The following is a 13,746-nucleotide window of genomic DNA, read 5'->3' on the forward strand; positions in this document are numbered from 1 at the left end:
AGCGTGGTGGTGCCCAGGGGTTCCCGACCGGCACCCGCCACGGTCGGTCGGCCTCCTTCGAGAGTGGGAGCACTGCTCATCGCGCCAGCGTGCCACGCGGGGTCCGGTACGGCGACGGATTCGCCGAACGCGCCCCGCTACGGTTCGGACGTGGCCACCATGTCTGACCTCGAATCGGTCTTCTGTCGTACAGCCCTGTGGCGTTCGTTCGCGCGACGCTTCGTCGTGCCCCGCGTCCTGTCCGACGCCGAGGGGCACGAGGTGCTCGAGATCGGCTGTGGCAGCGGCGCGATGGCGGCCGAGGTGCTGCGGGCGCGCCCCGGCATCACGAGGTACGTCGCCACCGACGTCGACCCGGCCATGGTCGAGCTCGCCCGCCGCCAGCTCGCCGGCTTCACCGACCGGGCCGAGGCACAGGTGGTCGACGCGTCCGGGCTGCCCTTCGCCGACGGCACCTTCGACACCGTCTGCAGCTGGCTGATGCTGCACCACACGATCACCTGGGAGCGGGTGCTCGCCGACGCCGTCCGCGTCCTGCGCCCGGGCGGACGGCTGGTGGGCTACGACCTCCCGGACTCCCGCCGCAGCCGGCTGATCCACCGCCTCACCCGATCGACCGTGCGGATGATCTCCGCCGAGGACCTCGTCGCCGAGCTCACCCGGCTCGGTCTCCGCGACGTCGCGGTGAAGCCGCTCGGGATCGCTGGCGCCTACCGGTTCACTGCGACTCGCTGATCGTCGTGCGGTGGCACCTGACGCGGACGACGACGCCGTCCGGACGGGTGCGGGTCTCCGCGATGCGCAGGGACCCGGTCAGCTCGCCGGCCAGCGCCACGGCCTGCTCGACCGAGCCGAGCTGGACCAACGCGTCGCCACCCGGTGCCAGGCACCGCTCCAGGACACGCAGACACTGGCGGGCGAGCTCCAGGCCGTCGGGACCACCGTCGATCGCCCCGAGCGGGTCCTCCGGGTGACGACCGACCTGGCCGCTCGGGACCCACGGCGGGTCCGCGATGACCAGAGGGTAGGTCTCGTCGACGGCGCCGTCGGTCCCGACCTGGTCGAGATCCATCGCCCGCACCTCGACCAGGTCCTGCAGTCCGGCGGCCCGGGCGTTGTGCTCCGCGAAGGCGCAGGCGACCGGGTCCCGGTCGACGCAGACGAGTCGGCGACCCGTGCCCACGACGGCGGCCAGCCCGATGTGGCCGGCGCCGCTGCACAGCTCCAGCACCGGACCTGCGGGTGCCGAGGCCAACAGCTCGCGCGCCCACTCCGACTGCAGGAGGGTCCAGGGACGGGGCAGGAGGACGCGGTCGTCGTACGCGATCGTCAACGAGCCGAACCGGATCGTCGCCACCGCGGGAGCCGGTGAGGTCTCGCTGTGCATGGCGAGGAGATACCCGCTCCGTCAGGTGTCAGCCGGTCGCCGGAGGCACCGGACGAAGCGGTCTTCCTCAGCCTTGGCTGAAGGTCAGCGTGAACGAACCGTCGACGGCCGCGACCTCGAATCCGCCGCTGTCGGTGGCTCCGCTGATGAGCTCGCCGAGGCCGTTCTCGTCACGGGTCGTCTCGAACGTCCCCTCGAGGGCTGCTTCGTAGGCGTCGAGGACCTCGGCCGGCGGCTCCTCCGTCGCAAAGCTCGCGATCTCGATCGTGTCGTCCAGGGTGGTCGAGGTCTGGCACAGGGTCGCCTCGACCGGCGGCTCGGGCCAGCCCTCGGGCTCGAGCAGGATCCTCGACAGGTCGGGAGATCCGATGGCGGCCGGGAACGCGTCACGGCACTCCTCGGGCACTCCGGCCTCGTCCTGGAGGTCGGCGATGACGTCGTCGGCACCGGCCGGTGACGACGCCTCCGGCTCGTCGGTCCCGCCACACGCGGCGAGGCCTCCGGCCACCAGGAGGGTGATGCTCGCCAGCAGCAGCCGGCGGGGGGTCTGGGGGGTCACGGGTCGTTCCTCTGCTTCTCGTCGAGTGGTCGGGAAGAAGCCTCGGGGCCCGCGCTTGCGGTCTGGTTGCGATCGCCTTGCGGCACGTCCGTCGAACTATGCTCGGCACATGGCGTCCGTCCCTGCGGCCCCCCGGGGCGAGCGTGGCGACGGCCCAGGTCAGCTGATCAGCGCGGCCGAGCGCCTCTTCGCGGCACGCGGCATCGAGGGCGTGTCCCTGCGCGAGATCACCCGGGAGGCCGAGCAACGCAACTCCACTGCGCTGCAGTACCACTTCGGCGATCGTCTCGGTCTGGTTGCCGCCGTGCTCCGCAAGCACGTGAGCGTCGTCGCCGAACGCCGCGCCGCTCTCCTCGAGCTCCTCGAGAACCGTGACGACTGCACCCTTCGTGACTGCTCCCGGATCCTGGTGACACCGCTGATCGCCTCGCTGCACCACGACGACGCGGGCGGCAGCGGTGCCGCCTTCCTCCAGATCGCGGCAGAGCTGATGCACGGCGCACGGAGATCGATCAGCGCGACCTCGCCGGCGGGCCCGCTCCTGCACGACCACCTCTCGTCCATGGAGCGGTGGGCCACGCTGGCGGCCCGGTTCATGCCGCCGGAGTCCGTGGGTCCCCCGCTGCACCGGCGTTTCGCGGTGATCCGCTTCGCTCACGTCGAGATCGGCCGGACCGCACGCACCGGCGCGACCGCGGACCTCGAGCTGTTCTCCGCCGAGCTGGTCGACCTGGTGGCCGGGCTCCTCACCGCTCCTGTCGACGGCGAGACGAAGCGGTTGCTCGATGCGCGGAGGACGGGCGCCTCCTAGCAGCACCCGCCCAGCTCGGGCTCGGGCTGGTTCGTCGAGCTCCCTGATGGCCACGACTCCCCAGTTCACCCATTTTGGGGGTCCGATTCGGCCCGAGTCGGCGTGAGATGGAGGGGCCATCCAGCCCTTCATCAGGAATCCGGTGATGTCCGTGTTCACGAACCTCGGCCCCACGCTGGCCGTCACTGCCATCTCGGTCGCCCTCTGCATCGCCGGCATGCCGGCAGCGAGCACCCCGGTGGTCACGGCGGCCACCGTCGCGGTGGCCGACACCGGTCACTCAGCGGCACAGCCGGGCCGCATCGTCGACGACGACCCGGCGTCCTTCACTCCCCACATCATGGAGGGCGATGTCGAGGCGATGGTGCGCGTCGGCAACCTGGTCCTCGTCGGCGGCACCTTCACGCGGGTGCGCAACGCCGGCACCTCGACGGACATCCCCCGCCGCAACCTGTTCGCCTTCGACGCCACGACCGGCCAGGTGAGCACGACCTTCGCACCGGATCCGGACGGCACGGTCTTCACGATCGAAGCAGCCACGGACGGTACGTCGGCGTACGTCGGCGGGGCCTTCGGCTCGGTGCGCTCCGGCGGCTCGACGGTCGCGGTGAGCAAGCTGTACCGGGTCGACACCGCGACCGGCACCCGGATCACGCAGTTCCAGGCGGGCACCCTCAACGGCACGGTCCGCGACCTCAGTGTGGTCGGCAACCACCTGTGGATCGCCGGGAAGTTCACCCACGTCCAGGGACAGGCCCGCCGGGCCCTCGCCACGATCAACGCGACGACCGGTGGGCGCGACGGGTTCTACGACCGGGTACTGGCGGGAGCGCACCGCGCCGGCTCGGTGACCAACGTGCAGGAGATCACCACCAGCCCCGACAACGACCAGCTCGTCGCCGTCGGCAACTTCGACACCCTGGACGGCCTGCCTCGCCACCAGCTCGCGGTGCTGGACATCTCGGGGACCAACGCGACCGTCGCCGACTACCGGGCACCGTTGTTCGAGTCGGCCTGCAACCCCGTCTTCGAGACCTACATGACCGACGCGCAGTTCTCGCCGGACGGCTCCTTCTTCGTCGTCTCGACGACAGGCGCCTATGGCGGTCTCGCGGCCAGCATGAACGGGACCAGCGGGTGCGACGTCGTCGCCCGCTTCGAATCAGGCGCGACGGGAACGGTCAGCCCGACGTGGACGGCCTACACCGGCGGGGACACCACGTGGACCATCGAGGTGACCCAGGACGTCGTCTACGCCGGGGGTCACCAGCGCTGGCAGAACAACCCCGGGCGTGGTGACGCCGCGGGACAGGGTGCGGTGTCGCGGCCGGGGATCGCCGCCCTGGACACCGTCAACGGGATGCCCTACTCGTGGAACCCGACCAGGACGCTCGGTGCCGGGGTCCGCGACATGATCGCCACCCCCGAAGGGTTGTTCGTCGGCTCGGACACCGACGTGTTCGCCGGCGAGACCCACCGCCGCGTCGCCTTCCTCCCCCTGGCGACCGGCGACGTCCTGCCGCCGCGTCAGGCACCCCACCTCCCGGCCGAGATCTTCCGGGTCAACAGCGGGCAGTCCCAGCTGCTGCGGCGCAGCTTCGACGGCACCCAGGTGACCGCATCGTCCGATGCACCCAACGGCACCGGCTGGGGGTCGGCAGTCGGAGCCTTCATGATCAACGGCGACCTCTACACGGCGTACTCCAACGGGACGTTCACGCGCCGCTCGTTCGACGGGACGACCTACGGCTCCGCAGTGACGGTGAACGCCGCCGACCAGCTCGCCGCCCAGACCGACTGGCACAACACGGACCTCCCCCGCGTCACGAGCATGTTCTACGACGCCGGGTGGCTCTACTTCACGACGTCGCTCTCCAGCCAGCTGTTCCGGCGCGCCTTCTCCCCCGAGTCGGGGGTGGTCGGGCAGCAGCGGTTCTCGGTGCCGTCGGTCACCGGAGTGAACTACCTGTCGATGCGGGGCGCCTTCCTCGTCGACAGCGGGTTCTACTTCGGCTCCCTCGACGGGGTCCTCCGCCGGGCCGACTGGGGCACCCACGGCGCCGTCGCCTCGACCGCCACGGCCGTCACCGGGGCAGGCGGCGGCTGGTCGTCCCGGGTGCTGTTCCCGTACCAGGGGCCGCCGATCGCCCCTCCGGACCCGGATCCCGCCGTCGCCACCTTCGTCGGCGCGGCGACGACCGCCGGCAACCGCACGACCCACGCCGTCCAGATCCCTTCCTCGGTCCAGCCGGGCGACCAGCTCCTGCTCCACTTCGTCGCCAACACCACGGCGCCGACCTACACCGGGCCGGCCGGATGGGACGAGGTCCAGGCCGCTGTCGCGGGCAGCAAGGCCACGGGGCGGCTGTACCGCCGTACCGCGACGGCCGCCGATCCCGGCTCCTCCGTCGCCGTGACGTCGAGTGCCTTCGCGAAGAGTGTCCTCACGGTCGCGGCCTATCGCAGCGACGACGGGAGCATCGACGCCGTGTCCGCGGTGGCCACGGAGACGACCACGGCGACCCAGCACGTGACGCCCTCGCTCAGCGCGTCCGGAACCACCAGCTGGCTGATCAGCTTCTGGTCCGACAAGAGCAACGCGACCACCGCCTGGTCCCTGCCACCCGGTGCCACCGAGCGGTCGGGCGCGTCGGGAACCGGGTCCGGTCGCGTCTCCGGCGTGCTCGCCGACAGCAACGGACCGGTCCTCCCCGGACCGCAGGGCGGCCTGACGGCCACGGCCGACAGTGACGGATCGGCCGCGATCACCTTCTCGGTGCTGCTGACGCCCTGACCGCCTGACGACGTACGGCGTCAGGCGCGGGCCCGGGGGAAGACGACCAGGGCCTTGCGGTACATCGCGACGGCCGCGAGCTGGGAGTCGACGCCCAGCTTGCGGCGCAGCGACTTCACCTGGGTGCGCACGGTCGCCTCGGAGACCCCGGACGCGGTCGCGATCCGGCGCACCGACGAGCCGTCGTACAGCTCGCCGAGGACCTCGAACTCACGGTGGGTCAGGCGCTCCATGCGACGGACCAGGTCGCGCTGCTCCTCTGCGACGTCGAGCCACGCGCGGATCGCCTGGTCGCGCACCGCCGGGGGCGTCGGCGAGCGCCCCTGCATGACCTCGCGAACTGCGACAGCCAGGCCCAGCGTGCTGATCGTGGTCGGGAGCACGCCGGTCGCACCAGCTTCCAGGACGGTGCCCCAGCGGGGGCCGGGACCGCTGTCGGTGAGGACCAGCCAGCGCACCGGACCGTGGCCGACGACCCGTTCGACGTCCCGCAGCAGGTCGGGCGTGCCGAGGTCGCACAGGATCACTCCGACGGGCGCCTGGCTGCGCGCGACGCTCTGGCGGAACTCCCGCGTGCTGCCGCGCCGCGGCCAGGGAACCGGGACGGGGAACAGTCCCTTGCTCACGAGCGCGGCTGCGATCGCCTGGCCCACCAGCCGGCGTTCGGCGATCAGGGCCACCCGGGCCGTGCGGCGCTCAGGAGATGTCGACGACGACACGATCGATCACTCCGTGGAACTGGTCGGATCCAGCGGGGTCGATACGACCCGCGTCGGACACCTTGGCGCCGACGGAGACCGGGACCCCCGTGAAGCGGATGTCTCCCGGGTCCGCCCTCTTCCACCACTCGCCGACGGTGACCCCGGACTCGAGGTCCGTCAGCTGCAGTCCGACCCGGCCCGCAGTGCGCTGGCAGGTCAGCCGGTACCAGTGGCCGGGTTGCACCGGGTCCGGGGCCACGACGACCACCGCCCCCTTGTCGCCGGAGAGCCGGCAGCCGGGCACACCGTGGTCCAGCTGGAGCTTGAACTGGGCCATGGCGTCGAAGCGGCCGCGTTGCAGCAGGTTGTCGCCGTTGTCTCCGGGGCGGCCGCTCTCCGGGGCATCGGCAGCGAAGTCGACCCCGATGACGAAGTCCCGCGTGCCCGGCTCCAGCTCGCGCTCGACGGTCGGGACGACCACCAGCGCTGCGGTCGGGGTGCGCTGCGCGGCGCCGAACGCCGGCGTCCGGACACCGCCGCCCTCCCAGCCCCGGTCCCAGGCGAGGCGTCCGCCGGCCCAGGTCACCACGGAGACGGAGGCCTCGACACGGCCGTCGTTGACGGCACTGGGCACGGCGTCGCCCGGCACGGCGACCTCGTCGAACTGCAGCAGCAGCTCGGCGTTGCTCGGCTCACCGGCACGCCGTGGGTCCGTGACGACCGGGTCGTCACCCACCGAGCAGGCCACCGCACACGACGCAAGGAGCGTCGCCGTGATGAGGCCGACGATGATGCTCCAGGTCCTTGCGGGCGGCCCTCCGCACGGGCGCACGAGCCCTGACTCGCGCATCGGGACTCCCTCCTCGGGCCCAGCACAGCAGGATCCCTGCGAGCGTAGGACGATGCGTGCGAGCCGCGCGACGCCGATGTCAGAGTCACCCAAAATTGATGACCCGCCCATCCCCCCGCGGCGGGTTTGCTTCAGCCATGCCGACGAGTGGGAATCCGGAGCGTGCCGCAGCCCGTGTGGCGCGGCGGTGCTGGGTGATCGCGCTCGTCGGGCTGCCGGTCTGGTGGCTCCTGGGTCTCGCGACGGTGGTGCCGCTGCTGCTCGCGGCCGTCCTCGCGTGGGACCTGTGGACCCGTCGCCGGATCATGCTGCCGGCGTACCTCGGCTGGTGGCTGCTGTTCCTGGTGTGGGTCCTCCTGGGGGCGATCACCCTGTGGCAGCAGGCCCCGGGCGCGGTGGACGACGGCGGCAGCGGTCGCGCTCTCGTCTTCGGCTACCGCTTCGGGTGGTACGTCGCCTGCACGATCGTCCTGGTGTGGCTGGTCAACACGACGCCACGGCAGCTCCCGGACCAGGTCGTGCGCCGGGTGATCGCGGTGGTGTTCGTCGTCGCGGTCACCGGAGGCCTGCTCGGGATCCTGGCCCCTGACTTCGCCTTCACGACCCTGGCGGAGCGGGTCCTGCCCGGCGGCCTGCGCAGCAACGGGTTCGTGGCCACGCTGGTGTCCGCGGAGGCCTCCGACGTGCAGCACGTGCTCGGGCATCCCGAGCCCCGTCCGAAGGCACCGTTCCCGTTCACGAACACGTGGGGCAGCGTCATCTCGCTGACCCTGGTCTTCTTCCTCGCCATGCTGCGCGAGGCCACCCCGCGCCAGCGGTGGCTCGCGGCGCCGATCCTCGCCGCCGCTGCCGTCCCGGTCGTCGCGAGCCTCAACCGTGGACTGTGGCTCGCCCTCGCCGCGGGCGCCCTCGGCGTGCTCGTGCTGATGGCCCTGCACCGACGTGCCGGGGCACTGATCGGTCTCATCGTCGCGCTGCTGGTGGCCGGCGTCCTGCTCACCGGAACGCCCCTCGGCTCGACGATCGGCGAACGACTCGACAACCCGCACAGCAACGATCGCCGCTCGCAGCTCATGGTGGCGACGGTCGCCTCCATGACCGAGGGTTCCCCGGTCGTCGGGTTCGGCGGCACCCGCAACGTCGAGGGGACCTTCACCTCCATCGCCGGCGGCGCGACCCCGGACTGCCCCGCCTGCGGCGTCCCCCCGCTCGGCACACAGGGCCAGCTCTGGCTGGTGCTGTTCACCCAGGGCTGGGTGGGAGCGGGCTTCTTCCTCGCGTTCTTCGCCCTCGGGCTCCGTCGCACCTTTCGCTGCCGGACGACCAACGAGACGGTGGCGACCTTCGTCCTCGCGATCTTCCTGCTCCAGCTCACGGTGTACGACACCCTCGGACTCCCGATGCTGGTGGTGATGGTGGCCCTGGGCCTGGTCGCCCGCGAGGGACCGCCGGGGTCCTACGCCCGCACGCCACGGCCCCGGGACCTGGTGACGGTCGCCGCGCTGAGCGGCATCGGTCTCACCTCCGGCGCGGTGATCACCACGCGGCACGCCGAGGACCTGCGCTCCAGCTCGGTGACGATGGTGCTCGAGCCGGCCGCGTCGCACCTGGACGCACGGGACCTCCCGACCTGGGGCGGGGCGCCGCGTGTCGACGTGACGACAGCAGAGCCGGCGACCGTCGACACCGAGGCGGCGGTGCTCCGGTCCGCGCCGGTGGTGGCCCGCGCCGGCGCCCTGACGCACGTCCCGGTCCGGGAGCTCGACGACGCGATCAGCATCACCGCACCGCCGCACACGACGGTCCTGGTCCTGACCGTGACGCTGCCCGCGGTGCGGGATGCGGACGAGGTCGCCAGGACCCTCGCCGAGCAGTACCTCGTCCAGCGTCGGGACCTGCTGACCGCCCTGCGTGACGAGCTCAAGGGCCGCTTGGCGGCCGAGCTCGCCAGGACCGACCGCAACGACCCGGCCTGGGCCGGCACCCGCGCCTACCTCCGCACGGCCATCGACCGCCTGGCCTCACGTCCCGTGGCGGCCGGCGAGGTGCTGCGCACCAGCCCGGTCGTCGACGCGACGCAGGGACCGATGATCGGTCTGGCCAGCGGCGCCGGCTGCGGCATCCTGGCCGGACTGACGCTGGTCCGGCTGCGGCGCGGAAGGGCCCGGTCGCGATGAGCGGCCACGCACCCTCCAGCGCACCACCGCTGCGGGACATCTGGACCCGGCTGGCCGTCGACCCGTTGGCCGACCCGGTGGCCCTCGTGCTGTCCCGGCACCGGGTGGTCACCCCCAACCGCGTGACGACGGTGTCCGGCCTGCTCGGCGTCGCCGCGATCGCCTGCCTCGCGACGGGGCACCTGGCGGCGGGCGGCCTGCTGTCCCTGCTCCGGTTCTTCGCCGACTGCGTCGACGGCAAGGTCGCCCGCGCCCAGGGCAGTGGCAGCGCCCGCGGTGCCCTGCTCGACGTGGCCACCGACGTCGTCTGTGTCGTCGGGGCGTACGCCGCCCTGACGGCATGGGCCGTCACCGAGGGCCACCTCGACCCCCTGTGGGCGGGCGCGCTCATGGCGGTCCTCGGCTGGTACGGCTGGGCCCTGGCCCACCGCAAGCACCTGGCCGCCCTCGCCGGTGTGGGGGACGGCAGCTCACGACTGGTCGACCAGGAGGGATCGGGCCCCTGGGGTGCGTGGCTCGGGTTGTGCCGGCGCCTCCACATGCGGCCCGTGCCGTGGGCGGTGGAGGTGGAGACGCTGGTGCTCGGGCTCCTTCCTCTGCTCGGGCCCGGCTTCGCCGTACCCGGACTCCACCTCGCACTCCTCTTCTACGGCGGCGCGACGGTGGTCAACCTCGCCCGGATGGCGCGGATCGCAGCGGCCCTCGACGCGCGCTCCGTCACCTCGACCCCGACCCGGCTGCTGCCATGACCCGCCTGCCCACCGTCGACGTGGTGATCGCCACCCACGACCGTCCCGAGATGGTGCGGGAGGCGATCGCTGCCGTCCTCGACCAGGACTACGAGGGCCCGGTGCGCTGCCTGGTGGTGCACGACCGGACGACGCCCGACGCGGACCTCAACCTTTCCGCCCCCGGGCGCGAGGTCAGGGTGCTGGGCAACGACCGCTCCCCCGGTCTGGCGGGTGCCCGCAACACGGGGATCCTCGCGGGCGACAGCGAGCTGGTCGCCTTCTGCGACGACGACGACGTGTGGCTCCCGGGGAAGCTGCGCCGTCAGGTCGCAGAGCTGGTCCGCGGCGGGCCGCCGACGTGCGTGACCGGGATCGAGGTCGTGTACGACGGCACCAGCACCCCCCGTGTCCCCGCGCCCGCCGACCTCGAGCTCCCCACCCTCGTGCGGCGCCGGGTGATGGAGGCCCACCCGTCCAGCGTCGTGGTGCGGCGCACCGATCTGCTCGATGTGATCGGCCTGGTCGACGAACAGATCCCGGGCTCCTACGGCGAGGACTTCGACTGGATGCTCCGGGCCGCGGCCGCGGGCGGCTTCCACCTGGTCGCCGCCCCGCTGGTCCGGGTGCGCTGGGGTGGATCGCAGTTCTCCCGCAAGTGGCGCACGATCGTCGAGGCGATCGACTACGGCCTCGCGAAGCACCCGGCCTTCAGCGCCGACCGGCACGCCCATGCCCGACTGCTCGGTCGACGCGCGTTCGCCCTGGCCGCCCTGCGCGACCGGGAAGCACTGCCCACGCTCGCCCGGACCATCCGGACCCGTCCCCTCGAACCCCGCTCCTACCTCGCACTGGCGATCCTGCTGCGGTTGACCACCGCCGAGCGTCTGCTCGACATCGCCCACCGCCGGGGTCACGGCATCTGAAGAACCCTCCTCCCGCTCGGCCCACCTCATTTCGAGGCCTACCTCATTTGGGGTAGCGATCTGCCGGGTGGTTCAGGTCTGCGTGAAAGTGTCCGACCGGTACTGACAAGTCGGTCGTGCCCAGCTCCCAGCGGCCCGGACATGAAGGAGAAAGCGTGCTGCGAGCATGCATGAGATGGACAGGCCGCCCCGCGGTCCTGCTCGGACTGGTACTCGGAGGCCTGGCGGCAGTTCCGCCGACCGTCTCCGCGGCACCCACCGCGATCGTCGGACCGGTCGGGAGCTTCGAGTCCCATGTCGACGGCTTCAAGGGGGTCGGCAAGACCCGGCTCGGACGGTCCAGCCTCGGGATCGGACGCAACGGCTCGCGCGCCATGTCGGTGCGGACCCTCGCCAACGGCCCGGCCATCGCCACCAACCAGTGGCCGCTGGGAGCCGCCCACTCCGCCGGCACGACCTACACCGTTCGCGCGTGGGTCCGGGTCAACCAGAAGCGCAGGGTCGCGATGCGGGTCAGCGAGGTGTCCCGGGGACGCGTGGTCCGTACCGCCCTCACCCGGCCCGTGCTGAAGGCGCGGACCTGGACCCCCCTGAACCTCAAGGTCACCTCGGCCGCCTCCGGATCGACGCTGACGCTGAAGTTCCAGGCCGGGATGCGTACGACGGACCGCTACTTCGTCGACGACCTGCGGATCACCGCACCGGTCAAGGCCCCCGTCGACCAGCCGTCGGGTGACCCCGCCGGCGGCATGCTGACCAACAAGTGCAGCCACACCGTTCGCGGCATCCCCTCCTGCGGGACCTACGTGGGCGCGGCGCACGGCTCCAACACCGAGCCCAGCACCTTCGAGGGCAACCTCGGCGGCCAGCTCGGCGTCCGACGCACCTACTTCACCGCGACCGGCGTCGCCAAGGCGGTCTCGACCGCTCGTGCCGACCTGGCCGCGGGGCGACTCCCCTGGATCAGCTTCAAGCTGCCCCACAGCTGGGCGGACATGGTGGCCGGCAAGGGGGACGCGTGGGCCCGCGACCTCGCCAAGCAGCTCTCGGCGCTGGACGGACCCGTGTGGGTGGCCTTCCATCACGAGCCCGAGGGTGACGGCGACATCCAGCTGTGGCGCCGGATGCAGGAGCGGCTCGCTCCCATCGTGCGGTCCGCCGCACCCAACGTCGCCTTCACCGTGGTGATGACCGGCTGGAACCAGTTCTACGGAGAGGCGAAGTACAGCCTCGCGGAGATCTGGCCCCGCGGAGTCGAGATCGACGTCGCCGGCTTCGACATCTACCAGAACTACGGCGTGGTCAAGGACGGCAAGACCACGACGAAGTGGACCGACTTCGAGCAGTACTTCCGGATGATCTCTACCTGGGCGCGCACTGCCGGTGTCGACTGGGCGCTCGGCGAGACCGGAGTCACCCAGGCGGCGATCGCGGCGCGACCCACCTCGATCGCGGACACCGTGAAGCTCATGCAGAGCTACGGCGGGATCGGCTACAGCTACTTCGACACGACGCTCAACAGCGTCGCGGACTGGAGCCTGTCGACCACGGCCAAGGTCAACGCGTTCAAGTCGGCGCTGAGCAGCTCGCCGAAGCTGGACTGACGAACCCGGGACCGGCCGGAGTCCCCGTCACGGGAAGCACATCCGCTCGAGCGCGATCAGGACCTGACGCGCACGTGGTGCGATGTGCTTCCCGCCGGGCACCTCGATCAGGCACAGGTAGCGCACCAGGATCGCGACCAGGTAGAGCCGGGCCGTCAGCTCCCGGTCGCCCTCCGGCCACGACGTGCTCCGGAGCGCCAGCTCGATCCCGCGCAGCACACTCTCGGCCCCGGCCGGGGTGCCGGCCGCGACGACGTTGACGACGTGGTGGATCGCGTCGAAACCGACCGGCACACCGGTCTCGAACCGCTCCCAGTCCCACAGGAGCGTGCGGTCCCCGTCGGCGGCCATGTTCCACGGCGTCCAGTCGCCGTGCCAGGCCCCCCACTCCAGGGGACGACCGCCCGCTCCTCGCGCCACCTCCTCCATGGCCCGGGCCAGTCGGCCGCGGGAGACCGGATCGGTGAGCCCGCCCACCTGCTCCCACTGGCGCGCCCACCACGACGACTCCGTCAGCGGCCCCGGCTCCTGGCGGAAGAGGGAGGCCAGCTCGGCCATGGCCTCGAGCGGCGGTTCCCACGTACGACGCCGGGCGGACGGCCAGCCATGCGGGCGCAACGGCTCGGTGAGGATCACCGGACGGCCCTGCCACCTGGTCCGGGCCAGCAGCGCGGGTGGGACGACCCGCTCCAGGTGGCGGGCTCCGACCGCGGCCAGGGCTCGCCCCTCGGCCGAGACATCGGCGCTGGTGTGGGCGGACCACCCGATCTTGCCGAAGGCCAGGCAACGACCGTCCATGTCGAACACCTGCAGCACCGGCTTGCGGTTGACCCGCGCGGTGCCGATGCTGATCGTGAAGCACACCGGCTTCCCGAGGACCTCCCCGATGTGCTCGGCCAGCCCCGGCTCCCCGCCACGCACCTCCACCCGTTGCCGCATCAGTGCCGGCGCCGCCCGGACGGCAACGCTGGCGGCGTTGCGGGCCATCGAGCTCCACCAGCTGGTCGCACTGCTGGTCCGGCGCAGCGACGCGCCGGCGGCGGCGCGGGGATCGACGGGGACGAGAACGGTCGCACCCGCGCCGCGCCCGAGGACGGCGTACCGCGCGCGGACGGGCCGCCCGTCGGCAGCCGCGTCCGCAGGAACCACGTCCGCGCCCGGCCACAGCTCGGCTGCCGTCGACAGGAGCTCAGAGGTCACGGGAGGACC

The 13,746-nt window shown here is 72.1% G+C and carries 12 protein-coding genes; 7 read left to right on the plus strand and 5 right to left on the minus strand.

What is annotated here, in order from left to right; translation table 11 throughout:
- Positions 1-159 precede the first annotated feature (159 nt).
- Positions 160-735: a class I SAM-dependent methyltransferase gene (locus ASE01_RS00330; protein ID WP_056748548.1), complete on the plus strand. Its 576-nt coding sequence runs from the start codon at positions 160-162 to the stop codon at positions 733-735.
- On the opposite strand, the gene ASE01_RS00335 is transcribed toward ASE01_RS00330, so the two are convergent.
- Positions 719-1,387, minus strand: a complete 669-nt coding sequence (locus ASE01_RS00335; RefSeq protein ID WP_056747648.1) for an RsmD family RNA methyltransferase — start codon at positions 1,385-1,387, stop codon at positions 719-721. The genes ASE01_RS00330 and ASE01_RS00335 overlap by 17 nt on opposite strands.
- A 67-nt stretch (positions 1,388-1,454) precedes the next feature.
- On the minus strand, positions 1,455-1,946 hold the full coding sequence (locus ASE01_RS24195) for a hypothetical protein (protein ID WP_056747650.1): 492 nt from the start codon (positions 1,944-1,946) through the stop codon (positions 1,455-1,457).
- A 109-nt stretch (positions 1,947-2,055) separates the two neighbouring features.
- Here ASE01_RS24195 and ASE01_RS23745 point away from each other — a divergent pair, with 109 nt between their 5' ends.
- Together ASE01_RS23745 and ASE01_RS00350 are read left to right on the plus strand one after the other, a co-directional pair.
- Complete coding sequence (locus ASE01_RS23745) at positions 2,056-2,757, plus strand: TetR/AcrR family transcriptional regulator (protein WP_056747652.1); 702 nt, start codon at positions 2,056-2,058, stop codon at positions 2,755-2,757.
- 145 nt (positions 2,758-2,902) lie between these two features.
- Complete coding sequence (locus ASE01_RS00350; protein ID WP_056747654.1) at positions 2,903-5,551, plus strand: hypothetical protein; 2,649 nt, start codon at positions 2,903-2,905, stop codon at positions 5,549-5,551.
- Positions 5,552-5,571: 20 nt separating this feature from the next.
- On the opposite strand, the gene ASE01_RS00355 is transcribed toward ASE01_RS00350, so the two are convergent.
- Together ASE01_RS00355 and ASE01_RS00360 are read right to left on the minus strand one after the other, a co-directional pair.
- Positions 5,572-6,270: a response regulator transcription factor gene (locus ASE01_RS00355; RefSeq protein WP_157537013.1), complete on the minus strand. Its 699-nt coding sequence runs from the start codon at positions 6,268-6,270 to the stop codon at positions 5,572-5,574.
- Positions 6,248-7,102, minus strand: a complete 855-nt coding sequence (locus tag ASE01_RS00360; RefSeq protein WP_056747656.1) for a hypothetical protein — start codon at positions 7,100-7,102, stop codon at positions 6,248-6,250. Before ASE01_RS00360 ends, ASE01_RS00355 begins: the two co-directional genes overlap by 23 nt.
- Before the next feature lie 137 nt (positions 7,103-7,239).
- On the opposite strand from ASE01_RS00360, the gene ASE01_RS00365 reads away from it, so the two are divergent.
- The 4 genes from ASE01_RS00365 (at position 7,240) to ASE01_RS00380 (ending at position 12,537) form a co-directional block, all read left to right on the plus strand.
- Positions 7,240-9,279 (plus strand): hypothetical protein, encoded by a 2,040-nt coding sequence (locus ASE01_RS00365; protein ID WP_157537014.1) that lies wholly within the window; start codon positions 7,240-7,242, stop codon positions 9,277-9,279.
- Positions 9,276-10,028, plus strand: coding sequence for a CDP-alcohol phosphatidyltransferase family protein (locus tag ASE01_RS00370; protein WP_056747659.1), 753 nt, complete (start codon positions 9,276-9,278; stop codon positions 10,026-10,028). The genes ASE01_RS00365 and ASE01_RS00370 overlap by 4 nt, the downstream gene beginning before the upstream one ends.
- On the plus strand, positions 10,025-10,933 hold the full coding sequence (locus ASE01_RS00375; protein WP_056747661.1) for a glycosyltransferase family 2 protein: 909 nt from the start codon (positions 10,025-10,027) through the stop codon (positions 10,931-10,933). Before ASE01_RS00370 ends, ASE01_RS00375 begins: the two co-directional genes overlap by 4 nt.
- A 170-nt stretch (positions 10,934-11,103) precedes the next feature.
- Complete coding sequence (locus ASE01_RS00380; protein ID WP_056747663.1) at positions 11,104-12,537, plus strand: cellulase family glycosylhydrolase; 1,434 nt, start codon at positions 11,104-11,106, stop codon at positions 12,535-12,537.
- 27 nt (positions 12,538-12,564) lie between these two features.
- On the opposite strand, the gene ASE01_RS24200 is transcribed toward ASE01_RS00380, so the two are convergent.
- Positions 12,565-13,737, minus strand: a complete 1,173-nt coding sequence (locus tag ASE01_RS24200) for a hypothetical protein (protein ID WP_056747667.1) — start codon at positions 13,735-13,737, stop codon at positions 12,565-12,567.
- Between the last annotated feature and the right edge of the window lie 9 nt (positions 13,738-13,746).

This window comes from Nocardioides sp. Root190 (assembly GCF_001428565.1).
Lineage (GTDB): Bacteria > Actinomycetota > Actinomycetes > Propionibacteriales > Nocardioidaceae > Nocardioides.

What these genes read in the sequence shown, in the direction of transcription:
- ASE01_RS00330 (WP_056748548.1), top strand. Translation starts at nt 160, where the DNA reads ATGTCTGACCTCGAATCGGTCTTCTGTCGTACAGCCCTGTGGCGTTCG.
- ASE01_RS00335 (WP_056747648.1), bottom strand. Translation starts at nt 1,387, where the DNA reads ATGCACAGCGAGACCTCACCGGCTCCCGCGGTGGCGACGATCCGGTTC.
- ASE01_RS23745 (WP_056747652.1), top strand. Translation starts at nt 2,056, where the DNA reads ATGGCGTCCGTCCCTGCGGCCCCCCGGGGCGAGCGTGGCGACGGCCCA.
- ASE01_RS00350 (WP_056747654.1), top strand. Translation starts at nt 2,903, where the DNA reads ATGTCCGTGTTCACGAACCTCGGCCCCACGCTGGCCGTCACTGCCATC.
- ASE01_RS00360 (WP_056747656.1), bottom strand. Translation starts at nt 7,102, where the DNA reads ATGCGCGAGTCAGGGCTCGTGCGCCCGTGCGGAGGGCCGCCCGCAAGG.
- ASE01_RS00365 (WP_157537014.1), top strand. Translation starts at nt 7,240, where the DNA reads ATGCCGACGAGTGGGAATCCGGAGCGTGCCGCAGCCCGTGTGGCGCGG.
- ASE01_RS00370 (WP_056747659.1), top strand. Translation starts at nt 9,276, where the DNA reads ATGAGCGGCCACGCACCCTCCAGCGCACCACCGCTGCGGGACATCTGG.
- ASE01_RS00375 (WP_056747661.1), top strand. Translation starts at nt 10,025, where the DNA reads ATGACCCGCCTGCCCACCGTCGACGTGGTGATCGCCACCCACGACCGT.
- ASE01_RS00380 (WP_056747663.1), top strand. Translation starts at nt 11,104, where the DNA reads ATGAGATGGACAGGCCGCCCCGCGGTCCTGCTCGGACTGGTACTCGGA.